This window comes from Marinobacter salinexigens (assembly GCF_008370345.1).
Lineage (GTDB): Bacteria > Pseudomonadota > Gammaproteobacteria > Pseudomonadales > Oleiphilaceae > Marinobacter > Marinobacter salinexigens.
In genome coordinates, this window is the sequence record NZ_VTUU01000004.1 from 322,372 (window position 1) to 346,627 (window position 24,256).

A 24,256-nucleotide genomic window follows, 5' to 3' on the forward strand; every position below is an offset into this window, starting at 1 on the left:
CAACCCTATAGGTTTATTAAAAAGAGAAAGTTTGATGCCAGCACCAGAAATCGTAAAACGATTAGTTGACACTTTCAGCAACAATATAAATTTCTATAAATCGGAAAAGTATAACGAAGCTCAAATGCGGAAAGAATTCTTAGATCCATTCTTTCGCGAACTAGGCTGGGATATGGATAATGTATCTGGATTTGCGCCTCAATATAGGGATGTAATTCACGAGGCTTCGATCAAAATTGGAGGTTCTACAAAGGCGCCCGATTATGCTTTTTCTATTCATGGGCAGTACAAATTCTTTCTCGAAGCAAAAAAACCATCTGTTAATGTTCGAGATGACTCAGAGCCAGCATATCAACTTAGGCGATATGGGTGGTCTGCCAAGCTACCAGTATCAATATTAACTGACTTCGAAGAATTCGCCATTTACGATTGCCGTAAACGCCCAAAGCGAAACGAAAAAGCTTCAACCTCACGCATTAGCTATTTCAAGTTTGATGAATATGTAAATAGGTGGGATGAAATTTATAGTATTTTTTCCAAGGACGCAATACTAAAAGGTTCCTTTGATAAATACACTATAGACTCTAAAAGGCACAAAGGGACGGAGACTGTTGACAAAGCGTTCCTTCAAGAAATTGAAGGCTGGAGAAGCTCACTTGCTAAAAATCTGGCATTAAGAAATGCTGAACTAGATGCTAGAGATTTAAACTTCGCAGTTCAAAAGACTATTGATCGTATTGTTTTTTTACGAATTTGCGAAGATCGAGGAACTGAAGACTATAAACGTTTGGCTTCGCTTTTAAACAAGAGGGAGGTATACCACAACCTTGTTGAGCTCTTTAAAGAAGCTGATGACCGCTATAACTCTGGACTCTTTCATTTCTCCAGCGAAAAGGGGCGGGGTGCACGAGATAGCCTAACTCCCGGCCTTATTGTAGATGATAGAGTTTTAAAAGACATTATTTCTAACCTCTATTACCCAGACTCACCTTACGAATTTTCTGTACTACCAGCAGATATACTTGGTCAAGTATACGAACAGTTCTTAGGTAAAACAATTCGACTGACAGCATCTCATCAAGCTAAGATCGAAGAAAAGCCTGAAGTTAGAAAATCGGGGGGCGTGTACTATACGCCAAGTTATATCGTCGACTACATCGTGGAAAAAACTCTAGGCAATATATTGAATGGCACCAATCCTGATATTGAAAATCCGATTTCAGTGTTAAGCGCCGCGAAGATTAAAGTGTTAGATCCAGCATGTGGATCAGGTTCGTTTCTTATTGTAGCTTATCAATATTTAATCGACTGGCATTTGAAGCAATATACAACTGACATAGAAACTGGAGAGCTGCAAAAAGGTAAGTTGAAGAGACATTCAAGCGGAAAGTCTCCTAAGATATATCAGACTCCCACAGGGGAATGGCGGTTGACGGTTGATGAGCGAAAACGAATTCTTTTGAACAATATATATGGAGTTGATCTGGATTCTCAGGCCGTAGAAGTTACGAAGCTTTCGCTATTACTAAAGGTGCTTGAAGGGGAGACTCAGCAACAACTTCAACGAGATTTCATTGCAGCAAGAGAAAGAATTCTGCCAGACTTAGGGCATAATATACAATGCGGAAATTCGCTTATTGGCCCAAATATCTACTTTTCTGAAGAATCGCAGATTTTAGATGATGAAATTGAGTACCGCTTAAATGTATTCGATTGGGAATCTTCTTTTCCTGAGGTATCTAAGGCCGGCGGCTTTGACTGCATAATTGGAAATCCGCCATATGTTGATTTGAAAGGTTTTCCTGAGCAGGAGTTGTCATATATATTTAAGAATTACAGTTGTGCAAATAATCGAATTAACTTATTTGCAACATTTATGGAAAAGTCTTTTTCATTGATAAAGAATGAATCCGGTTATTTTTCTATGATTGTTCCTACCTCTATTCTTTCTCAGGCATCCTATGCAGAATTGCGAGAAAAAATTATAAATGAAGCAACGCTTCTAGATATCGCTAGATTGCCTAATGAATCTTTTGGATCTGCTGCGGGCGAAGTAAAAGTTGATACTGTAATAGTTACATGGAATACCCCACGAAAGCCTAGTGTCTCCGTTAATTTAATAGCGTATCGCGGATATGAACGGATAACATCTATAACCAAGGATGCAGCTCACGTATCGGGCAAATTATCAGTGGACTATTTATCCCAAAGTCCAGATTTTGTATGGCCTATCAGTACGACAGATGAGCAGCATTTAGTTCTTAAAAAAATTGAAAGTGAGGGTGTTCAACTCGATACGCTCGTTGAGTTTTGTTTGGGTTTTACACCCTATGACAAGTACAAAGGGCACACGAAGAAACAGATTGAGGAAAAGGTTTTTCATGCTGATTACAAAAAGGATTCGACTTTCAAAAAGCTGCTAAAAGGTAACGATGTCCGAAGGTACCATGTTGCTTGGAATGGAGAAACATGGATTAGCTATGGAGATTGGCTGGGTGCCCCGAGAGAACAACGCTTTTTTACGGAAAAACGTATTCTTGTCAAACAGATTATAGATTGGGGTAGTCTGCGGATATGGTCTACTTTAACCTCCGATGAGCTTTATAATTCTCAGAACGCATTTAATTTACTTTCTAAGAGCGATATTTCTCTAGAGTATATTTTGGGGATACTTAATTCTAAGCTACTAAATTTCTATCATCAGAAAAGATTTTTAGATGAATTTAAAATGCGTTTCCAAAAAATCCTTATTCGGGATTGCAAACGTTTTCCGATACATGTCGTTGATCTTGAAAAATCTGATGAAAAGGAAAGACATGGCAAGATGGTTGTTTTAGTAAAGCGCATGTTGGATTTGGTTAAGCGAGCTTCTACTGAGGGTAACCCGTCTAAAGCAAAATTACTTGAGTCTCAGATTGCGTCGACCGATAAAATGATAGATAAATTAGTGTATCAACTCTATGGGTTATCAGAAGCGGAAATCCAAATAGTTGAACAAAGCAATGCAACGGACGACTGAGTCGCCGTTGATTGCGGATATAAAGAATGCCGGTGGCCATAGCGCCGTTCTTGTGGAAGTCATCAAGGTGGGATGTACACGATGCAGCAGACCGGAATTTACGAGCAGCTTATTACCCGTCTCGTAGAAAACAGATTGGACCGGAAACAATTTTACGTAGGCGAGCGTCAGCTTAGCAGTGTGGAAGCATCCGTATGGTTGTCACGATTCCTGACTAACATTCTGGAGTTCGCTATTGGGTCGGTGCCTTCGGGCGATAACCGACTTCAGGAGCAAATCGAGTTATCGAATCAGTTGCTGATGTGGCTCAAGGGGAAGGTGCAGGATGATGGGTTCTTGGATGAGAACCTCCTCGATAGCCAAGGAAAGATCCTTACCGCGCTTTATGAACTGGAAAGCCCGGTTGCTGCGAACCTGAAGCAGTATGTTGAAGACGTTTTTCCGCTTTCAGGGCTCACACAGAGTGAGTTATTTTCAGGCAGTAATGCTGGCTTGTCACTGGAATCAGAGCTAAAGCGCGAGATTTTGTCAGCGGACCGGATTTACTGGCTGGTCTCATTCATCAAATGGGCCGGAATTCGGATATTCCGGAAAGAACTGGAAGCCTTCACCGCGAGTGGCCGAGAGCTGAAAATCATCACCACCTCCTACATGGGGGCAACGGATGCCAAAGCCGTTGAGTATCTGGCGAGCCTGCCGAACACCGAAGTGAAGTTGAGCTACAACACCGAGCGTGAAAGGCTGCACGCCAAGAGCTATTTGTTCCTCCGGAACACGGGTTTTCACACCGGTTACATCGGTTCATCAAACCTATCCCGATCGGCGCTGACCAATGGCCTTGAGTGGAATCTAAAGATCACCGCTCAGGAAATCCCTCACATCATCAACAAATCGCTCAGCACCTTTGAAACCTATTGGGCTTCGGAAGACTTTGAATGGTTCGATGGCCGGGCTGAGAGTACCGAAAAGCTCAACCGCGCACTAAAACAACAAAAAGGGTTGGGCGCTCCCGGCTCCTCCCACTATTTCGAAATTACGCCGTTTCCGCATCAGAAAGACATTCTAGAGCAACTCTCTGTTGAGCGGGACGTGCACCAGCGTTTCCGAAACCTCGTGGTGGCCGCCACTGGCACCGGCAAGACCCTGATCTCGGCGTTTGATTTTCGGCGCTTCCTGAAAGCAAAACCAAACGCACACTTTCTGTTTGTGGCGCACCGGGAAGAAATTCTGCGCCAAGCCCGGGAAGCTTACCGTGGCGTGCTGCGTAATAATGCTTTCGGTGAACTCTGGGTAGGCGGCCAGTTGCCGGAACACTACCGGCAGTTGTTCGTTTCGATTCAGACTCTGAATAACCAGCTGGATCAGCTAAAGCTCACTGAAGGCTATTACGACTACATCGTAATCGACGAAGTGCACCACATTGCCGCGTCGAGTTATCGGGCGGTATTGGAACACTTCTCGCCCGAAATACTGCTGGGACTGACAGCGACTCCGGAGCGACACGATGGCGGCGATATTCTCGGCGACTTTGGTGGCGTGATTGCCGCCGAACTCCGGTTACCGGAGGCCATCAACCGCCGCCACCTTTGCCCCTTCCAATATTTTGGAATAGATGATGACACCGACCTGCGCACTATTCCTTGGAGTCGTGGGCGTTACGATATTGCTCAGTTGACTAACTTGTATACGCACAACCAGAATCGCGTAAAAAAGATTCTGCGAAGCTTGCGGGAAATCGTCACCGATATAGCCAGCATGAAAGCTCTCGCTTTCTGTGTGAGCCGTGAACACGCGACCTTCATGGTGGAGCAGCTCCTGTTACACGGCATCAAGGCCGATGTGCTCACCAGTGACAACAGCCACGAACGCCAACAAAAGCAGCAAGCCATTCGCTCCGGGCAAATCAACGTGCTGTGTGTGGTCGACATTTTCAACGAAGGCGTCGATATTCCGGAAGTCGACACCCTGTTATTCCTACGCCCAACCGAAAGCCTGACCATCTTCCTTCAGCAACTGGGTCGGGGTTTACGCCTTGCTGACGACAAAGATTGCTGCACAGTCTTGGACTTTGTTGGTAATTCTCGGCCTGAATATGATTTCGCCAATAAATTCCGGGCACTGGTGGGTAAGTCAGATCGCTCAATTTCGGAAGAACTGAAGCAGGGCTTTCCCCATGCACCACTGGGTTGCCGAATTGAGCTCACCAAGAAAACCCAGGAAATGGTGCTGAGCAACATCCGGCAAGCCACGCTGACCATGAAGCGGCTGGTGTCTCTTGTTCGGCAGTTCCCTCAGCATTTCACTCAGCCCCTCACGCTGAAGAACTTCATAACCCATCATCCCCACATTGACCTGAACGAACTCTACAAACGGGCCAGTTGGGCCGAGTTGGTGAGCAAGGCAAAAGACGAAGACAGAGCCGATGACTCGTTTAAACTGGCGAAGAAGGCTATCCACAATCGGATTTTGATCTGCGACGATCACAAGTACCTGCTGTTTCTTAAGAAGCTATGCCACGCAGGGTTTAGCTGTGACGACCCGAAAGGTCGCCAGGCACTCATGTGCCATTACGACTTCTGGCAGAAAGCAGGGCCAGAGCTGGAATTTGATTCGCTAACAGAAAGCTTGGCAGAACTCAGCAAGCTGGGGCTGGAGCAGGAGCTGATGGACGTGCTCGACTGGAAATTGGCGAGAACCAAACACGAGCAGCCGGCGATGCTGGAGTTGCGGGAAGTCCCGCTGCGATTGCACGCCCGCTATTCCCGAGAGCAGATTCTGGTTGGCTTTGGTGCGATGACGTTCGAGCATCAGCCACCATCGAGGGAAGGTGTATATGTCATTCAGGATAAAAATATTGAGCTGCTGTTTGTCACTTTGGACAAAAACGAAAAGCAGTTCTCCCCAACCACCATGTACCACGACTACGCCATCAATGAGCAGTTATTCCACTGGCAGTCGCAAAACAGTTCCCGGCCTGACCGTGGTAAAGGGAAGGACTATATTCAACACCAAGCTATCAACAAGCGGTTGTTCTTGTTTGTAAGAGAGCAGGCGAAAGACGAATATGGTCGCACGATGGGGTTTGTGAATTATGGTGAGGTGGATTACGTGTCTCACACCGGTTCCCAGCCGATGAGTATTACCTGGAAACTCCGAACGCCAATGCCGAACTTTATGTGGCAGCAGGCAGCGAAGCTGGCGGCGGCATGAGTTACGGTCCCTATAACAAAAACGCCCAAAACTTCTTCACCCAATACCAGTCCCTGACCTTCGAACAGGTACACCAAGACTGGCTCTCCTTCCTTGGCGATAAATCAGGCCTTGCTCTTGACGTCGGCGCAGGCAGCGGCCGCGATTCCAGTGCTCTTGCTGGGCGGGGATGGGACGTCGTCGCAGTAGAGCCCGCAACTGGCTTGCGAGAGTTGGGGCAGAACGCCACTCGCGATCAGAGTATTCACTGGCTAGACGATCAATTACCCGATCTAGGTAAGATCCGAAAGCTGAGCTATCGCTTCGATCTGATTCTTGTTTCCGCAGTCTGGATGCATGTCCCGCCCTCTGATCGTGAACGTGCGTTTCGAATCCTGACACAGCTTTTGGCACCGGGTGGAATGCTGGTGATCACGCTCCGGCATGGGCCCGGTGATGGCGAACGACTTTTTTACGATGTCAGTAGGGAAGAGCTGGAGGGTTTTGCCAAACGCCGGGCATTGATCCCGCTTCCGGTGCCGGTAGAGCGCAGCAGGGATGAACTGAAGAGGGACGGAGTTTCCTGGGAGACACTGGCATTTCGGTTGGCGGACGATGGCACTGGCGCTTTGCCGACAGTCCGCCACATCATCGTTAATGATAATAAGTCTTCGACTTACAAATTGGGTTTGCTGCGAACCCTCGTCCGGATGGCGGACGGTGCGCCCGGCCTGGCGCTTAATCGTAGCGATGACTGGGTGGAGATTCCGCTTGGCGCGGTTGGGCTGTTCTGGATTATGCTCTATCACCCTCTGGTTCTCAGGCATCAGCTGAGGCAAGCGCCAGGTAGCCGCGGCTATAGCTTCGCAACGCAGGACTTTTACAAGCTGCAGAGTTTCTCGCCTTTGGATTTCAGCGTGGGTATGTCGCTGTCGGCGGATGTTGCGCCGATGGTTCTTCGTGCGATCAAGGCGGCTTGCCGCAATATTCTCGATAATCCCGCGCACTATACGACTTGGCCCGGCTCTAACCGTCCCGTTTTTGAGGGCGGTTCGGCCAGGATGACCATCAAGAAGGCGCCCGTGCGCTTGGATAAGGCAACGCTTTCCCGGTTCGGTACCTTCCGTGTTCCCTCATTCCTCTGGGATGCATTCAGTCGCTATGCGTGCTGGATCGAGCCTGCGATTGTTAATGAATGGGTTGATTTGATGGGAAGCTGGGATCTGCGTTATTCCATGGATGTCTATCATCGTGGTTTGCAGTGGGTTGAGGGCCGGCGCGATACGTCAGCTGTCCGTCAAATGATTAATCAGGAGCTCGAGACTGGCAGGGTAGAGTGTGTATGGACAGCCCAAAATCTCAAAGAGAAGCGGTTTGACGTCGACCACTGTTTTCCATGGTCACGATGGAACAACAATGATCTCTGGAACCTGATGCCAGCGACTCATACTGCGAATGCATCGAAGTCAGAAAAGCTGCCTGCGGACCTGCTACTCAAGGAGGCGTACCCACGAGTATTGAACTGGTGGGAACAAGCCATCGTGGGCACGTCTCGTGAGGATCAGTTCTTCTCGGAGGCTGAGGCCTCTCTGCCATTGCTGGGGCAGGAGCGAACCGTCGAGGGCGTCTTTGAGGGGATGCTTCAGCAGCGATTGAGACTGAAAACCAATCTTCAGTTAGGCGAATGGTTGGGCCTGTAACAATGAAACCTTCTGATTAGCTAACAGGAATTCACCGTAACCGAATCGCCAAGGAGGCGGGCTCAATCGGTCAGAAGCTTTCCAGAAATTCTGCCATCTTTTGAGCCGGCATAGGCTTCGCGTAGAGAAAACCCTGGGCAAGATCACACCCCAGTTTCGTGACGAGCTGGGCTTGCTCCTCTGTTTCAACACCCTCAACCAACACGCTTAACCCCAAGCTGTGGCCGACTGTAATCATGGCCTCCATGATGGCCATATCGGCGTTATTCTGCATCGCATGTTGGAGAAAACTTCTGTCGATTTTAATGCCGCTGACCGGGAGCTTTCTGAGATAGACGAGAGAAGAATACCCAGTACCAAAGTCATCGATTGAAATGTGTACACCAGCTTGTTTCAGCTTCTCCAGCTGTTTGGTTTGACTTTCATCGCTGCCGAAAACCTCGTTTTCAGTCAGTTCGACCCCAAGCTGGTGAGGCTGCAGGTTGTAACGTTTCACGGTTTCGAGAATGTGGTTCGCAAGATGCGGGTTGGTAAGCTGTCGTCCTGAGAGGTTGATATCAACCCGAAAATTATTCAGAGGCGTTTTCTGCCATGCGCTGAGCTGTTTGCATGCTGCCTCTATCACCCATTCGCCAATACGATTTATAAGGCCGGATTTCTCTGCCACGGGGATGAAAACGGCAGGTGACACTGCCCGGGATTGGCCGTGGAAGCACCGAATCAGCGCCTCGCAGGAGTTGCTCGTCCGCTCTGCCAGATGGATCTGGGGCTGGAAGTGCAATTCCAGGCCATCGTTGTTGAGAGCGTCTCTGAGAAGGTTGGTGATTTCCTGATAGTGGACGAGTCTGTCGTTTATGTCGGGGGTGTAAAAGCAAACGCCATTTTTACCAGTCTCCTTCGCCTGATACATGGCCGCATCTGCGTTACCCATCAGTTCTGCTACGGTTCCACCGTTATGTGGATACAGGCTAACACCGAAACTGGCGGTTACCTGATAACAATCCTCTTCAAGCCGAACCTCATGTTCGAGGGCGTTAATCAGCCGGCAAACAAGTTCGTGTATGCTTTCTTGCCCCTCGAAATCGAATATCAGAAGGACAAACTCATCGCCACCAAAGCGAGTTAGAAGGTCTCCGTCTCGAAGTTCCTGTTTCAGGGTGTCTGCAACGGCTTTGAGGAGATTGTCGCCGTGATGATGGCCCAAGGTATCATTGATGACCTTGAAGTTGTCGAGGTCAATAAAAACAACCGCCAATTCCTCCTGCAGACGATCAGCCTTATCCAGTCTGGCCGACAACTCAGTTTCCATGAAGTTGCGATTGGGTAATCCGGTCAGATCATCGAAGCTCGCTTTTCGGTAGAGCTCATCTCGTGCGCGCTTCTGCTCTTCCAGTCCGATGTCGATGCAGAACATCTCACAGGCACCGCTCTCCTGTTTGATCATCACATGGCTGGAATAAACCGGTACCAGGTGCCCCTGTTTATGCCTCAATTCGAGTTCGTCGGAGGGGATGTTGATGTTGTTCTCAAGCCAGGCACGGTGCGCTTTGATCACGTCATCACGCATGTGGGTCGGAATGATCAGGTCTTCCAAAAGCCGCCCGTGGGCTTCCTCTCGGGAATACCCATACAGGCGGGCACTAGCCTCATTCCAGTAGATGACGCGGCGGTGTCTGTCGTAACCCTGGACAGCGACCATTGGAAGGCTTTCTATAAGCTCGTAAAACCGGTTCTCACTGTCTTCTGTGGCTGAGCGAATTCCTTTTCTGTCTTGCATTAGGGGCAAGCATCCTCATGGTTAGCCACTTACGCGGTGCAAAGTAAGCAATACCATGAGGATAGTCCGTTGGTGTCAGGTTATCTAGTTGGGTTGCTAACCAGTCCTGCGCCGGCGTAGATATCTTGAGGTGTGTGAATGAAAACGCGGGTCAGTGCCGGAGTGATTCCATCAGCCGGCTATTAAGTTCCTGCCAGCGGGACAGTTTTTGTGCCTGACCAACCCGTGTGCGTTCACCGCCGGATTTATTAAGCCAGAGACCGTCCCCGTTAAAGCTGTAAACGGGTTCAAGATCAGTGCGTTGAGATGCAGGTTTAATGTCATTTGTGAGGTTGTCAAGAATCAGTGGGTCGGCGTCTGGCTGGGGATACCATGCCAGCACCATGTGCGCCTGATTCAGCTCCAGGGCTTTGACATAAACGATTCGGAGCTGGTCATCCGGCACACCAATGGATTTGAGGCTGAGGTATTTGGCAATGGAGAAATCCTCGCAATCTCCGCCATTGGTGGTTAGAAGTTCAACGGGGGTTGCCCAATAGTCTTCTTCGCCCCAGTGCTGGATGTCGCTTACGAAAGCAACACGGTTGAAGAAAGAGTTAATCAGCCGGAGTTTTCGGTCGACCGGGGCATTTGCGGCGAGGGATTCCAACTGCTGCCAGTTCTGGAGCCGCTGATGGGCTTCGGTGCCGAAGGTTTCAAGAACGTACGTCATCAACCTGTTGCTGAGCTCCACCGCGCCAACAAGGGCGGTGGCCAGAAGCAGCGCTGGCAAAACCATGGAGCGGCGACACGAGGAGGAGGCTGCCGGCGCCATGGCGTTTCTCAGTTATTATTGCGCAGGCGTTCCCTGAGTTGTTCCAGGCGCCTGCGTATCTCATCCCTGCGCTGTTGCTCGGCGCTGTCGGTCGAGGTCGCGCGCGGGGAGGGAGAGGGTTCGGAAACAGGAGTCGGGGTCGCCTCTGGTGTCGTGTTCGACGCTACAGACATACCCGACGGGTCGTCTTCTTCCGGGAAAAACAGGTTCTCCAGTTTGCCGCTTCGTTCAATGATGATCCGGTTGGGATGGACTGAACGGAGAGTGGCGTTACCGGGCAGCTCATCGCCCACAAGATACGCTTCCGTATTTCGTTGCTCGTCTTCGACCAGTGCGCTGCCGGGGAAATCTCCGTCCGCAGCCAGAACACCTCTGAGATACAGACGAAGATTGGTTTCAGGCAGATTTTCCGTACTCAGGGCCGCCGCAGCCGTTTTCGCATCGGCGTTTCCAAACAGGGCCAGTGATCCCAGGTTAACGGTTGGCACTTGTTGTGCGGGTTGTGCTTCGGATGTAATGACATTCTGGGTTTGAAGTCCCGGGTTCTGGCTTTCCTTTTGCCAGAAACTGTACCCCTGCCAGGCAGTCACACCTAACATGGTGGCTCCTGCAGCCAGGGCGAGAATGCCAGGAAGCCTATGGTCGTTTAACTGCATTGATCGTCCCGGATGCAATTGAGTGGGCTGAGAAAAAAGGCCCACAGGTTATCAGACTGAAACGTAATAGTGGCAGTATAGTGTATAGAGTTATTCAGCGGGCCCATATCCTGTGGTAGCCTTTCTGAATTAATTGAATCAAAAAAGAATTTCATAACGAGAACGACCTTGACGACAGAAACCGAACTACAGCAGCAGGATGCTCCGCTGGGCCGTCTTCCTTTCACGTTCGCAAAGCGTAACGGCGTCATCCTTACGCGCTCGGAAGACGGGGAGCCGGTGATTCTGGTTAAACCCGGTGCATCTCACTCAGCGCTGGCGGAAGCGAACCGGATCAGCGGTGGTCGTGCGCGGTTTTCTACCATTGATCCCTCACAGTTCGACAGTGCCCTCAATGCGGCGTATCAGAACGATTCTGCCGAAGCGATGCAGATGGTTGAGGGCATTGGCGATGACATGGATCTTGCCTCGCTGGCGGATTCGGTTCCTGAAACGGAAGATCTGCTTGAGCAGGAAGACGATGCGCCGATCATCCGTCTGATCAATGCGATTCTTACCGAGGCGGTAAAGACGAGCGCTTCGGACGTTCACATCGAAACCTATGAGAAGCGCCTGGTTGTGCGTTTCAGGGTTGATGGTGTGTTGCGGGAAGTGGTGCAGCCCAAGCGGGCACTGGCGCCGCTGTTGGTGTCCCGTATCAAGGTTATGGCAAAGCTCGACATTGCCGAGAAGCGAATTCCCCAGGATGGCCGCATTGCTTTGCGGGTCGCTGGCAGGGAAGTGGATATTCGGGTTTCGACCATGCCGTCATCCAGTGGTGAGCGGGTGGTACTGCGTCTTCTCGACAAGCAGGCCGGCGCGATCCGTCTGGAGTCGCTGGGGATGACGGGTCAGGATCTGACCACCCTGCGAAAACTGATCAACCGCCCGTATGGTATCCTTTTGGTCACGGGTCCCACCGGTTCCGGTAAATCCACCACGCTCTATGCCTCGTTGCAGGAGATCAATGACCGTACGCGGAATATTCTGACCGTCGAGGACCCGATTGAATACAACCTGGCCGGCATTGGCCAGACCCAGGTCAACACCAAGGTGGATATGACCTTTGCCCGCGGGCTCAGGGCCATTCTTCGTCAGGATCCGGACGTTGTGATGATTGGTGAGATCCGGGACCTGGAAACGGCAGAGATTGCGGTACAGGCCAGTTTGACTGGCCACCTGGTGCTTTCAACGTTGCACACCAATACGGCGGTTGGTGCCATTACCCGATTGATGGATATGGGGATTGAGCCATTCCTGATCTCGTCCAGTCTGGTGGGTATCGTTGCCCAGCGACTGGTCCGGGTATTGTGCAAGGAGTGTCGTGAGCCCTACACACCAACGGCCGAGCATTGCGAATTCCTGCAGCAGGATCCTGAAAATCCGCCATCGATCTACCGCGCAAAAGGGTGTGATCACTGCAATCAACTTGGCTATCGGGGACGAATCGGTATCTATGAGGTTGTCGAAATCAATGAAGAGATCAGCGCCCTGATTCACAAACGCGCGGGTGAACTTGAGCTGGAGAAGGAAGCGCGGTTGAGAGGTCCCAGTATTCACGCCGATGGTGTCCGCAAGATATTGGAGGGCGTGACCACCGTCGAAGAGGTCCTTCGCGTCACCCACCGGAGCCAGTAAGTCATGCCTGCATACGAATACAAGGCACTGGATTCCCGGGGCAAGCAGAAACAGGGCGTGATGGAGGCGGATGCTCCCAGGGCGGTCAGGCAGCAGCTTCGGGAAAAGGGCATGACGCCGCTGGCTGTGGAGCCGGCGGCCGATAAACAGAATAAGACAACGCCTTTCAGCAGCCGCGGTTCGTTGTCCGCCAGCGATCTTGCGCTGGTGACCCGCCAGATCGCAACCCTGATCCAGTCTGGAATTCCCGTTGAGCAGGCGTTATCTGCGGCGTCGCAACAATCCACCAAACCCCGTATTCGCAGTATGTTGATCGCCATACGGGCAAAGGTGATGGAAGGCTATAGCCTGGCAGACAGCCTTGCCGAGTTTCCCCGGGCCTTTCCCCGTTTATACCGTTCCACAGTCGCTGCCGGTGAACACGCGGGCCATCTGGACCTGGTTCTGAACCGGCTGGCGGATTACACGGAAAGCCGTCAGGAAGCGCGCCAAAAAATCCAGCTGGCGGCGATTTATCCGATCATCCTGAGTGTCGTTGCCGTTGCGATTGTGGTCTTCCTGTTGACTTACGTAGTGCCGGATATCATTGAAGTGTTCCTCAAGCAGGGGCAGGAATTGCCAGCGCTGACCCAGGCTATGTTGGCGGTGTCGGATTTTCTGGGCAATTACGGTGTCTATCTGTTTATTCTGCTGGTGGCTTTGCTGGTTGGTTTCCGGTTTGCGTTGACCAAACCTGGATTCCGCATGAAGTTTCATCGTCAACTACTTCATTTACCATTATTTTCTGGAATGGTGAGAGGGGTAAATACAGCTCGATACGCCAGCACTTTGAGTATTCTGACAACGAGCGGTGTGCCGCTGGTGGAAGCGATGAGAATTGCCGGTGAAGTGCTGTCGAATGATTTTCTGCGTACGGAGTTGCGGGAGGCGGCGAAGAAGGTCAGTGAAGGGGGCTCGTTGCACCGGTCACTGGACCAGACGGGCTATTTCCCGCCGATGATGCTGCATATGATCGCCAGCGGCGAGGCCAGTGGTGAACTGGACAGCATGCTGGAGCGGACCGCAAGAATGCAGGAAAATACTCTGCAGTCCAAGATTGCAGCCATTGTAGGTTTGTTCGAGCCTATGATGTTGTTGTTCATGGGGGTGGTGGTACTCATTATCGTTCTGGCTATTATGCTGCCGATTCTGAATATGAGTAACCTGGTGGGTTAATCTCCCGGGACAACCACGTTACGGAACAACCATGGATTCAAGAACCATTTGAAAGGAATTTCTGCCAATGACGAGTGAAAAGATGACAACACCAATGATGAACAAACGCGTTGCCAACCAGGGTTTCACCTTGATCGAAATCATGGTGGTCATGGTCATTCTCGGGCTTCTGGTGGCGATCGTTGCGCCGAATATCATGGGCCGGAGTGACCAGGCCAAGGTGACCGTGGCGGAAACCCAGCTTAGCAACATTGCCAATGCCCTGGACCTTTACCGTCTGGATAACAGCCATTACCCATCCACTCAGCAAGGCCTGGAGGCGCTGGTTTCCAAGCCCAGTGGTTCTCCGGAGCCGAAAAACTGGAATCCGGATGGTTACCTTAAGAGCGTTCCTGAAGATCCCTGGGGTTCCGTATACCAATACGTGAGCCCCGGTGTTGAAGGCCCTTATGACCTCTACTCATACGGCTCCGACGGTCAGGAAGGTGGCGACGGTGATGCGGCTGATATCAGTGTCTGGAACAAGAAGGGCTGATTGAGCGTGCGAGTCAGGACCCGGCAGGAGGGTTTTACCCTCATTGAGATTCTGGTTGTCCTGATCATTGTAGGTTTGCTGGCTGCCCTGGCTGTTTTCAGCATGGGCGGCAGCTCCCAGCAGCGCGAAATGGAGAATCAAATCCGGGAGCTGTACCTGTTGATGCAGACCGCATCGGAACAGGCGGTGATGAATAACCTCGAGATGGGGCTGAAGCTCACCGAAACCGGCTACCGGTTTGTGGCCTTCCAGGATCAGACCGGCGATTGGAAGGGTTCTGGAGAGCGTATCTTCCAGGCTCGCAGCTTTCCTGAATGGATGGTTGTTACCCAGTTTATCGAGAGCGATGCGCCGAGACTGGCCTCATCAGAAGACGAACTTCTCCCCGATGTGGTGTTTTTCTCCAGTGGCGAGACAACGCCTTTCGAACTCGAATTTACCCTGGGTACCGGTAGCGACTATATGCACGTGATCGCCTCCGACGGGGTTTCGCCACTGGAATGGCGACAGCCCGGGGATGACGAGGACGACCTGTGAGAAAGCACAACGGGTTTACGCTCATCGAGGTGCTTGTTGCATTACTGGTATTCGGTCTGATTGCCAGTGCCGCGGCGCAAGTAGGTAGTCAGTACATTGGCAGCTACGAACGCGTCCGGGATAAAACGCTGGCAGCCTGGATGGCGGATAACCGCATCAATGAACTTCGCCTCGAAAAGGAACTGCCGGGCATCTCGGAAAACACCCGCGACACGGAATACGGCCCGTACCGCTGGCAAGTCACCACCCGTGTGCTTGCCACCGAAGACCCGACCATGCGCCGTATCGAAGTAACCGTAGCCCGCTACACCAGCAACAGCTCTGAGCCGGCTCCCGTGCATACCCTGTCGGCGTTTGTGGGGGAGAATTGATGCACGGTCTCGCCTTCCGCCAAATCGCTCGCCAGAATGGCTTTACCCTGATGGAAGTGTTGATCGCCGTTACCATTACGGCGGTGATCGGCCTGGGGGTATGGCAGGTCATCAACGGAGTTGTTCGATCCCGGGACCGGGTGGATGTGGCAGCAGATCAGTTTGATGGGCTTCAGCGTGCCATGTTGTTACTGGAGCGGGACATCACCCAGGTGGTAAACCGACCGGCACGGGATGTGTACGGTGACTACCAGCCAGCGCTGACGACCCGGGAAGAAGGGTTTTCTCTGATGCTGACGCGTCAGGGTTGGCGAAACCCGTTGGGAACCCGGCGCAGTGAGCTGCAACGGGTTGCCTGGGAGTATACTGGCAATGAATTACATCGCCGGTATTGGCCGAATGTGGATCAGGGGCAGGAGGATAACAGTGTTGATCTGTTGTTGCTGGAAGGCGTAACGGATCTCGAAATCCGGTTTCTGGATGACAACGCAAACTGGCAGGAACAATGGCCTACCGATGAGACGATGGCCAACCTGACGCAGGGCAGCCTGCCTCTTGTTGCGCTGCCGCTCGGGCTGGAGTTGACTCTGGAGCATGAGGTCTTTGGAACGATTGTACGGACCTTCGTATTGCCCGACTTCGACGTAGATGAAGCACAGGGACTGGTCAATGACTTCAACGCATCAGCCGAAGAGGGTGACGACGCGGAAGAGAATGAAGACGAGTCTGCGGGCGAAGACAATGCGGCCAATCAGGAGCAGGGGTCCTAGCGCAATGATACGCCTGACACCACTGTCATCCGGTAACCGCCAGAACGGTGTGGCTCTTATTATGGTGCTGTTAGCCATGGCGCTGGTTGTGATGCTGGCCGCTGGGATGACGCAGCATCAGAGCCTGAGAGTTTTCAAGGCGGGTCACGCCCTGGCACAACAGCAGGGGATGACGATTGCCCTTGGGGCGGAATCGTTTGCCAAACAGATCCTGGTCCGGGATTTTGATCAGGACAAGGAAGACAACCTGATGGTGGATAGCCTGGACGAGTTCTGGGCCAAAAATTCAGCCGTTCTGCCACTGGATGACAATGGCGTTGTGCAGGTTCAGATTGATGATCTGGGCGGCAGGATCAATCTGAATGACCTGGTTGGTACCAACGGGGAAGTGAATACGGTGGTGCGGGAACGGTTCGCCCGGCTGCTTTCCGTTCTTGGTATAACGGATATTCGCGTTGATGCCTTGATCGACTGGATTGACTCCAATGACCAGACAACCAGCGCCTATGGTGCTGAAGACGGCCAGTATCTCGTTGCCGAACCCGGGTATCGGGCGGGCAACCAGCCGTTTGTCAGCGTTTCTGAGTTACGCCTGATCGAGGGTATGACAGAAGAAATCTATCAGGCGCTCAAGCCGAACGTAACGGCGCTTCCGGTGACCGGCCTGGGGATCAACGTGAACACTGCACCAGCCCCGGTCCTTAGAAGTCTCCATGAGGAACTGACGGACGCCCAGGCCGAGTCTATTCTGGAAGCAAGGCTTGAAGAACGGTTTGAGAACCTGCAGGACTTTCTTGCCCGGTCGGAGTTTGCCGGCCTTGGCCTTAAATCGACCGGTTTGACGCTTCAGACCCGGTTTTTTGAAGTTGTGTCACGGATTACCTACGATGACCGTGTCGTTAATATGGTCAGTACCGTTTTCCGTAATCAGGAAGGTGAAGTCCGGACGGTTCGCAGGGATACCGGGCAAAAGAACAGAATAACCAAAGAGCCTTTTACCATTTCAGAAGGATAACCATGTCATATCGCCTTTATGTGCGACCAACGCTGCCGCTGGCGGACCTGGATCAGAATCCTGAAGCCCAGTTGTTCAACTGGGTACTGCAGGATGCCAGTGGTCATACCCAGGCTCAGGGGGCTGCCGACCCTCGGGATGTTATCGAGCAGACGCTAGGGCAGAATGCACTGGAGAATGTCCTGCTTGCAGGTTTGATTCCGGGCGATGAAGCCCTGTTCTGTACCGCCGATATTCCTGCCAAACAGTCCCGGTTCATTCAGCAGGCTTTGCCTTATGCGGTTGAGGAGCAGATTGCTCAGGATATTGATTCCGTTCATTTGGCATTGGGGCGCCATGGCAGTGACGGATACGGTGTAGCCGTCATCGATCAGGAGCGTATGGCCCAGTGGGTTGCGCTATTCAGCGGCTGGGATCATATCCGCCTTGACGCCATCTACCCCGATGCCGCCTTGCTGCCGGTGACCGAAGGTGGCTGGACGATATGCCTTTCCGGTGAACAGGTCTTGATGGCAAGTGACCGTGGTGAATGGCTCAGTATGCAGTCGGCAAACCTGGAGATGTTTGCGCAGACCCTTGCCGTTCCACCGACCGAAGAAGTGGTTGCGGAAGTTCCGATGATGATTTACGCCACGGAATCCGATCTGGAGTTTCAGCAGACGGCCGTGTCTGGCCTGAGTTCAACCGGTCGGTTATCGGTGAAGACGGAAACGCTGGAACTGATGCCGCTGGAGCTGCTTGCCCATGCACACCATCATCACCTTTGTCAGCCGATCAACCTGTGCCAGGGCCGTTTTGCGGTTGGAGCCGACAGGGCCAACCCGCTGAAGCCATGGAAGCCACTTATTGCAGTTGCGGCCGTATGGTTTGTGCTTCAGGTAGCCCTTGAGGTCGGGATGGGGTTCTATCACCAGAAGCAGGCCCGTGAGCTTGAGCAACAGGCTATGGTGATCTATCGCAATGCTTTTCCGCAGGACCGCCGAACCACTGCGGGTAATGTTCGCCGGGTCATTCAGGGGCAGCTGCGTGTTGCGGGTGCTGAGGGGCCTGAGCTGGATTTCATTACACTGATGAAGTTTACCGGCGAGCAGTATTCAAAACTGCCGTCCAATGCGTCCGTTGATTTCAATTCCGTCAATTACAGCCGTAACAGGGCTGAGCTGGTGGTGGATGTGCGGGCCGACAGCTATGAGCGGCTGAGTACGTTGCGCAACGGATTGGCTAACAGTGGGCTGGAAGCACAGATCGGATCTGTGGTGAATGAAGCTGATGGTGCCCGCGGTCGCCTGACGGTTTCTGGGGGATAACGTATGTTTGACAAGATCAAAGACCAACCCGCGGTCGGTAAACTGATTGCGCAATATGATCAGCTGCCGCGCAGGGACCAGCAGGCATTGATGGTTCTTGCACTGGCCGTATTCCTCGGCATCCTCTATTTTGCAATATGGCGCCCGGCAATGGTGTTTAGCGAAACGGCCGCATCGGAGCGGGAAAACGCCACTGAACTGCTTGCCTGGATGCAAGCCAATGAGGCCACAATCAAACGCCTTGGTTCTTCGGGTTCCGGCTCGGATGCCTCAGCAGCTAATACGCCTGCAGACGGCAGAGCGCTGATGGCGCTGGTCACCCGATCTGCCAGAGATGGGGGGCTGTCTCTGCAGCGCTTTGAACCAAGCGGAGACGACGCAGTCCGGGTCTGGATTGAGGATGCGCCATTTGCGGATGTGGCCGCCTGGCTGGAAACGCTGAAAACCGAACATGGTGTGATCATTGATCAGGCCGCCATGGACCGATCCCGGGAACCCGGGTTGATTTCGGCCCGTTTGACTCTGGCGATCTGACTCTGAAAACCGGATGCCGGAGCGATGGGCTCCGGCCCGATGCGGGAGAGTGCTGATGAGCAACGGCAATGAAAACAAGAACAACATTGAGCCTGTCATTGTGCGTCTGGATGCGGAGGCAGAGAACGAGGCGCGGTCCATTCTCTTTAGTGCTTATAAGGACGAGCCTACCTTTCAGTACCTGTTTGATCACCGGAAGCCAGGGTACGAAACCCGGGTTCGGGCGACGATTCGGGAGCTGATCGAGCTTTATATGGAACTGGATCAGGATGCGATTGGCGTTATGGTGGATGATACCCTCGTAGCAGTCGCGTTTATCGGTGACCCGGAGCTCCGGATGAATCTCACTGAGCAGCTTGGCTGGCGCATCCGCATGGTGCTGACCGCTGGTTTTGCGTCAACCCGGCGGTATCTTGATTACCATCACGCGATTCAATCCATGCTGCCCCAGCCCCTGGCTCATCAGTTGCCCCTGATGGGGGTTAATCCCAAATACCAGAACAAGGGGTATGGCCGGGTGTTGCTGAAAGCCGTGGAAAGGCTCTGTTCCGAAAACCCCCGCGGCAGCGGTCTGGTGCTGGACACCGGCAATAGCCGTTATCTTCCATTTTATGAATCTGAAGGTTTCCGAAGCCTTGGCAAGATCCGCCTGGGTGACTTTGAAGATCACGTTTTGTTCAGGGAAGTACACGCCGAAGGAGCGGCAGCGGCGGAAGGCCGCGGATGATGTTTGGCTGAACAACAGGAGACACTGTGTCTGATACCCATGATTTTGATTTGATCGTAATTGGTGCCGGTTCTGGTGGTGTTCGTCTGGCCCGGATGTCTGCCCAGCGGGGGGCAAAAGTGGCTGTTGTGGAATCCCGGTACCTGGGGGGCACGTGTGTCAACGTTGGGTGTGTGCCGAAAAAGCTGTTTGTGTATGGCTCTCACGTTCATGAAGATCTTGAGGATGCAGCTGGCTACGGCTGGAAGCTACCGCTGGATGAAGCCCGCTTTGAATGGCCAACCCTGGTTGCCAACAAAAACGCTGAAATTGAGCGGCTGAACGGCATTTACGGACGCCTTCTGGAGAATGCCGGTGTAACGGTGATCGAAGGTACGGCTTCGCTGGCGGATGCCAATACCGTGGTAGTTGGCGATAAGCAATACACTGCTGGCCATATTACGATTGCGACCGGTAGCTGGCCGGTTGTACCAGACATTCCCGGCAAGGAATCCGTGCTTACCTCCAATGAAATGTTCTATCTCCCTCAGTTGCCGAAGCACGCGGTCGTCTGGGGCGGCGGTTATATTGCTGTTGAGTTTGCCGGTATTCTGAACGGACTCGGAGTAGAGACCACGCTACTTTATCGTGGCGACCTCTTCCTACGGGGATTCGATGAAGATATTCGCCGCTTTACCGAGCAAGAGATGCGTAAAAAGGGCATCGACTTGCAGTTCGGCGTCAATATTGAGGCTGTGGAGGCGGAAAATTCCCATTACAAGGTCCGTCTGACCAATGGCGAAATCCTTGAAACCGGGCTGGTGATGGCGGCTACTGGCCGCAAGGCACTGGTGGACGGGCTCGGCCTGACGGAACTCGGTGTCACATTGAATGCCAGCGGACACGTGGTGGTTGATGATCACTTCCAGACCGCTGTACCGTCCATAACCGCGCTTGGTGATGTGATCGGCACACCGCAGCTTACGCCAGTGGCCATTGCCCAGGCCATGGTGCTGTCCCGCAGGCTATTTGGCGACGGGCAGGGTGATATGGATTACTCCGCTATTCCAACCGCGGTTTTTTGCCAACCCAACATTGGTACCGTCGGCCTTACCGAAGACGAAGCCAGAGCGCAGGGCCATACGCTCAGAATCTATCGCTCCGAATTCCGACCCATGAAGCACACGCTGAGCGGGCGGGACGAGCGCTGTCTGATGAAGCTTGTGGTGGATGATGAAACCGATAAGGTCCTCGGAGCTCACATGGTGGGCGCAGATGCCGGAGAGATCACTCAGGGGCTTGCGGTGGCGATCAAGGCGGGCGCGACCAAGGCACAGTTTGATGCAACCATCGGTATTCACCCGACGTCTGCAGAAGAGTTCGTTACTATGCGTGAGCCAGTCGCCTGAATTCTGGTCCCGGCTAAATACAAAAACGCCCCGTCAGGAAAAGCCTGTCGGGGCGTTTTTGTTATCGGGCTTTATGGCTTCTCAAGTTGTATCCAGCGACCCAGTACTTCCCTGAGGTTTTCCTGCCTGACAGGCTTTGCCAGGTAGTCGTTCATCCCGGAGTCCCTGCATTGTATTTCCGTGCCGGGCAGTGCGTCCGCGGTTAGCGCGATGATGGGGGTTTCGCCATATCCGATATTGCGCTCCCAGTCGCGAATGTGCCGCGTGGTTTCATAGCCGTCCATCACAGGCATCTGGCAGTCCATCAAAATCACGTCAAAGCCGGAATGCCCTGATTGAATCATCTCCAGGGCTTCCCGCCCATTGTTGGCTGCAGAGGTTTCAAACCCGAATCGGGTCAGCATCGCAATGGCGACCCGCTGGTTGACGAGGTTGTCTTCAACAACGAGTGCTCTGCCGGTAGCCGGTTCGGTTCGTTCCAGCTTAGCGGGCTCTGATTTCGGGTGCAGGGGTTGCTCTGCCGCGAGATCAAATGGCAATTCAAAACGGAACGACGAGCCTTTGCCCAGGTCTGTTTCCACCTGGATATGGCCCCCCATAAGCTCGATCAGGCGTTGTACCAGAGACAGCCCCAGGCCGGTGCCGCCATGAGTACGCTGATCGCCGCTGTTGAGCTGCTGGAACGAGTTAAAGATGTCCGGAAGCCGATCGAGCGGAATGCCGGAACCGGAATCGCTGATGGAGCAATTCAGAACGATGCAGTTATCTTCGAGCGGAAGGTAGCCGGCCTGAATATTGATGAACCCGTCGTTGGTGAACTTGATGGCGTTGTCCAACAGCCCGGCAATGATTTGCCTCAGCCTCGGCGCGTCGCCAACCACTACCGGGTTTTCAGGCCAGTTCCCGAACAGGCTCAAACTCAGGTTTAATCCCTGTTGTTCGGCCAGTTGCCGGTAGGTGGCCGTGCAGTTTGTAATCAGGCGACGCAGATCGAATTCCTGACTGTTAATCTCCAGAGTGCCGCTGTCCATCCGTGAATAATCCAGGATGTCGTTGATGACCGTCAGGAGATCCTCGGTGGAGTGCCGTGCCGTTGCCAGGTAATCCAACTGCTTGGTGGTCAGCGGATCTTCCTGCACGAGATCAATCATTCCCAGCATCCCGTTCAGCGGGGTGCGCAGTTCGTGACTCATGGTTGCCAGGAATTCCGACTTCGCCTGGTTGGCCTTTTCAGCTTTCTCCCTTGCCGCTTCGGACGCTTTCAGGGTGTGGGCTCTGGACGTTCTGAGCTCCTCCAGATGAGCTGCAAGCTGATTAAGCTGGTATTCGATAGCAACCACTTCCTGGGAGCTGCCATGGTCGTGCACCGGTTGTTCCGTGAAATCCCTGTCGATAAGCCGGCTGATACGGTCGGAAAGTAACCGGATCGGAGAAAGAATGGTATTGAGATAGTGGTTAATCAGAATCATGGTGAACAGTAGCAGAGAAATACCGACGGCAAGTGACGTCCAGAGGATGTCTTCCCGACGGCTTTCCAGCAGATCGACATTCACGCCAACCTGTACGGTACCCACCCGCAGAGCGCCAGTGCCAAATCCGTAGTCCGGTTCAAACCACTCGGCATCGCCACCTGAACCCAGTTCCAGCGGCTGCTGGAGGATCTCCGCCTCGTAGATTGTGTAACGCTCGGTGTTGGCGGCCGGTGTTGTGTCAGTATTGCTGACGAACCCCAGCTCCTCGCCCAGTACATCGTAAACCCGAATCCATTCAGCACGGCTATGGCGCAAGGATTGGGTCAGTACCTGATTGAGTGCGATGGAGTTGCCGGACACCACGCCATATTCCAGGGCAGGGGCGAGGCTGTCTGCCATCATCTGGCTGCTTTGGGAAAGATCCCTGCGGGCGTCCTCCAGTCGTGCGGTGGTAAAAAACACCATCAGCACGATGAACATGACAACGGCTGGCAACGCGCCCAGCAAGAGTAGTTTTCGGGTAAGAGGGGCCTGGTGTTTCACCAGCCTGGACTTACTCATGTTCAGCCCCTCCATGATCACCAAGCCGGACATTGACGGTTTCCGCGATTTCATCTCTGTCGGGTAGTGGGATATTCAGTGATCTGGCAACCTGTTTGTTCACTTCAACTTTATAGCTCTCAGGATAGGACGGAGCGGGCAGTTTCCCATCGCTGAAATAGGTGTTGATAAAGCGGGCAGCAAGGTTTGCCATAACCGGAAAAGGGGCGTAACTGGATGCCAGGGAACCGGCTTTGACGTAAGCCTGGCTCGGACCAATGACGATTCGGTTACGGCGGTACGAGGTGAGGAGAATGTGCTTGATGGTCCTCGGGTTGTAAATCAGATCATCGGATGCGGCCAGCAGAAAGTCACCGTACCCCAGGGCTCGGACCAGGGTGGGGATCAGATCGTCGTTGCCGTCTACCAGAAACAGGCGCGCTTCCAGCCCGTAATCTGGTAGCTGCTCAATAAGTGGGTCATAGAGCTTTGCGCTGGAAGACGTCGCCATCAGGGCGATCTTGGTCGCCTGCGGCAGAATACTCTTTCCGGTCAGTGCCTGTCGCAGCAGGGGGACATCGTAAAGTACCGCGCTGATCTGGCCAGGAGAGCGTTCCGCATAGCTCTGAACCAGGTCCTTTTCCACCAGCATGGCGAGAATTGGAATCTTTCTGTTTGCCTGCCAGACGCGGGTGAATGCGGAAGGGCCGATGGCTATGACGGGAGCATCCTGAATGGCTGGCAGTCTGTCATCACTGACGGGCAACAGAACGATGTGTTCATCGAATTGGGCCTTGAGCAGTTGCGTCAGATGTTGGTCCAGGCCGGTATTGCCGGAACCTGCAATATAAACGGTTCGCACCGAGCCATCGCTGGCGATGGTATTGCTCGCGAACAGAATGGTACAGACGGTAAGGAGGATCCGTAGCGCGGACCTCAGTCTGCAAGACGCTGTCTCTGGAATGCTAATCCTTTTATGCATAGTGCCGGCGGCTCGTGCTATCCATGTCTGG

The 24,256-nt window shown here is 52.7% G+C and carries 19 protein-coding genes; 14 read left to right on the forward strand and 5 right to left on the reverse strand.

Going from position 1 to position 24,256, the window contains the following annotated elements; all coding sequences use genetic code 11:
- The first annotated feature begins 34 nt into the window (after positions 1 to 34).
- The 3 genes from FWJ25_RS11135 to FWJ25_RS11145 all read left to right on the forward strand — a co-directional run bounded on the left by FWJ25_RS11135 (position 35) and on the right by FWJ25_RS11145 (position 7,908).
- Positions 35 to 3,019, forward strand: coding sequence for an Eco57I restriction-modification methylase domain-containing protein (locus FWJ25_RS11135; RefSeq protein ID WP_149600351.1), 2,985 nt, complete (start codon positions 35 to 37; stop codon positions 3,017 to 3,019).
- Positions 3,020 to 3,100: 81 nt separating this feature from the next.
- Positions 3,101 to 6,229 (forward strand): DEAD/DEAH box helicase, encoded by a 3,129-nt coding sequence (locus FWJ25_RS11140; RefSeq protein WP_149600352.1) that lies wholly within the window; start codon positions 3,101 to 3,103, stop codon positions 6,227 to 6,229.
- Positions 6,196 to 7,908 (forward strand): class I SAM-dependent methyltransferase, encoded by a 1,713-nt coding sequence (locus FWJ25_RS11145; protein ID WP_246166769.1) that lies wholly within the window; start codon positions 6,196 to 6,198, stop codon positions 7,906 to 7,908. Before FWJ25_RS11140 ends, FWJ25_RS11145 begins: the two co-directional genes overlap by 34 nt.
- A 70-nt stretch (positions 7,909 to 7,978) precedes the next feature.
- On the opposite strand, the gene FWJ25_RS11150 is transcribed toward FWJ25_RS11145, so the two are convergent.
- The 3 genes from FWJ25_RS11150 to FWJ25_RS11160 all read right to left on the reverse strand — a co-directional run bounded on the left by FWJ25_RS11150 (position 7,979) and on the right by FWJ25_RS11160 (position 11,155).
- On the reverse strand, positions 7,979 to 9,685 hold the full coding sequence (locus FWJ25_RS11150; protein ID WP_149600353.1) for a putative bifunctional diguanylate cyclase/phosphodiesterase: 1,707 nt from the start codon (positions 9,683 to 9,685) through the stop codon (positions 7,979 to 7,981).
- Positions 9,686 to 9,836: 151 nt separating this feature from the next.
- A complete protein-coding gene (locus tag FWJ25_RS11155; RefSeq protein ID WP_149600354.1) occupies positions 9,837 to 10,499 on the reverse strand; it encodes a transglutaminase-like cysteine peptidase in 663 nt (220 codons plus the stop codon).
- Between the two features lie 8 nt (positions 10,500 to 10,507).
- Complete coding sequence (locus tag FWJ25_RS11160) at positions 10,508 to 11,155, reverse strand: type II secretion system protein N (RefSeq protein WP_149600355.1); 648 nt, start codon at positions 11,153 to 11,155, stop codon at positions 10,508 to 10,510.
- 168 nt (positions 11,156 to 11,323) lie between these two features.
- On the opposite strand from FWJ25_RS11160, the gene gspE reads away from it, so the two are divergent.
- The 11 genes from gspE (at position 11,324) to gorA (ending at position 21,231) form a co-directional block, all read left to right on the forward strand.
- A complete protein-coding gene (gene gspE, locus FWJ25_RS11165; protein ID WP_149600356.1) occupies positions 11,324 to 12,832 on the forward strand; it encodes a type II secretion system ATPase GspE in 1,509 nt (502 codons plus the stop codon).
- A gap of 3 nt (positions 12,833 to 12,835) precedes the next feature.
- Positions 12,836 to 14,047: a type II secretion system inner membrane protein GspF gene (gene gspF / locus FWJ25_RS11170; protein WP_149600357.1), complete on the forward strand. Its 1,212-nt coding sequence runs from the start codon at positions 12,836 to 12,838 to the stop codon at positions 14,045 to 14,047.
- 97 nt (positions 14,048 to 14,144) lie between these two features.
- Positions 14,145 to 14,582, forward strand: coding sequence for a type II secretion system major pseudopilin GspG (gene gspG / locus FWJ25_RS11175; protein WP_188093617.1), 438 nt, complete (start codon positions 14,145 to 14,147; stop codon positions 14,580 to 14,582).
- A 6-nt stretch (positions 14,583 to 14,588) separates the two neighbouring features.
- Positions 14,589 to 15,119, forward strand: a complete 531-nt coding sequence (gene gspH / locus FWJ25_RS11180; protein ID WP_149600420.1) for a type II secretion system minor pseudopilin GspH — start codon at positions 14,589 to 14,591, stop codon at positions 15,117 to 15,119.
- A complete protein-coding gene (gspI, locus tag FWJ25_RS11185) occupies positions 15,116 to 15,490 on the forward strand; it encodes a type II secretion system minor pseudopilin GspI (protein ID WP_149600358.1) in 375 nt (124 codons plus the stop codon). Before gspH ends, gspI begins: the two co-directional genes overlap by 4 nt.
- Positions 15,490 to 16,260 carry a type II secretion system minor pseudopilin GspJ gene (gene gspJ / locus FWJ25_RS11190; protein ID WP_149600359.1) on the forward strand — a complete coding sequence of 257 codons (771 nt, stop codon included), beginning with the start codon at positions 15,490 to 15,492 and terminating at the stop codon, positions 16,258 to 16,260. Before gspI ends, gspJ begins: the two co-directional genes overlap by 1 nt.
- 4 nt (positions 16,261 to 16,264) lie before the next feature.
- The gene (gene gspK, locus FWJ25_RS11195) at positions 16,265 to 17,275 is read left to right on the forward strand and encodes a type II secretion system minor pseudopilin GspK (RefSeq protein WP_149600360.1); all 1,011 of its coding nucleotides are present in this window, start codon (positions 16,265 to 16,267) and stop codon (positions 17,273 to 17,275) included.
- 2 nt (positions 17,276 to 17,277) lie between these two features.
- A complete protein-coding gene (gene gspL / locus FWJ25_RS11200; RefSeq protein WP_149600361.1) occupies positions 17,278 to 18,582 on the forward strand; it encodes a type II secretion system protein GspL in 1,305 nt (434 codons plus the stop codon).
- 3 nt (positions 18,583 to 18,585) lie between these two features.
- Positions 18,586 to 19,116 (forward strand): type II secretion system protein M, encoded by a 531-nt coding sequence (locus FWJ25_RS11205; RefSeq protein ID WP_149600362.1) that lies wholly within the window; start codon positions 18,586 to 18,588, stop codon positions 19,114 to 19,116.
- 55 nt (positions 19,117 to 19,171) lie between these two features.
- Positions 19,172 to 19,843, forward strand: a complete 672-nt coding sequence (locus tag FWJ25_RS11210) for a GNAT family N-acetyltransferase (protein ID WP_149600363.1) — start codon at positions 19,172 to 19,174, stop codon at positions 19,841 to 19,843.
- A gap of 26 nt (positions 19,844 to 19,869) precedes the next feature.
- A complete protein-coding gene (gene gorA, locus FWJ25_RS11215) occupies positions 19,870 to 21,231 on the forward strand; it encodes a glutathione-disulfide reductase (protein ID WP_149600364.1) in 1,362 nt (453 codons plus the stop codon).
- Positions 21,232 to 21,302: 71 nt separating this feature from the next.
- Here the strand turns inward: gorA and FWJ25_RS11220 are convergent, their stop codons facing one another.
- Positions 21,303 to 23,264 (reverse strand): ATP-binding protein, encoded by a 1,962-nt coding sequence (locus tag FWJ25_RS11220; protein ID WP_149600365.1) that lies wholly within the window; start codon positions 23,262 to 23,264, stop codon positions 21,303 to 21,305.
- Positions 23,257 to 24,225 (reverse strand): ABC transporter substrate-binding protein, encoded by a 969-nt coding sequence (locus FWJ25_RS11225; RefSeq protein WP_246166771.1) that lies wholly within the window; start codon positions 24,223 to 24,225, stop codon positions 23,257 to 23,259. The genes FWJ25_RS11220 and FWJ25_RS11225 overlap by 8 nt, the downstream gene beginning before the upstream one ends.
- Between the last annotated feature and the right edge of the window lie 31 nt (positions 24,226 to 24,256).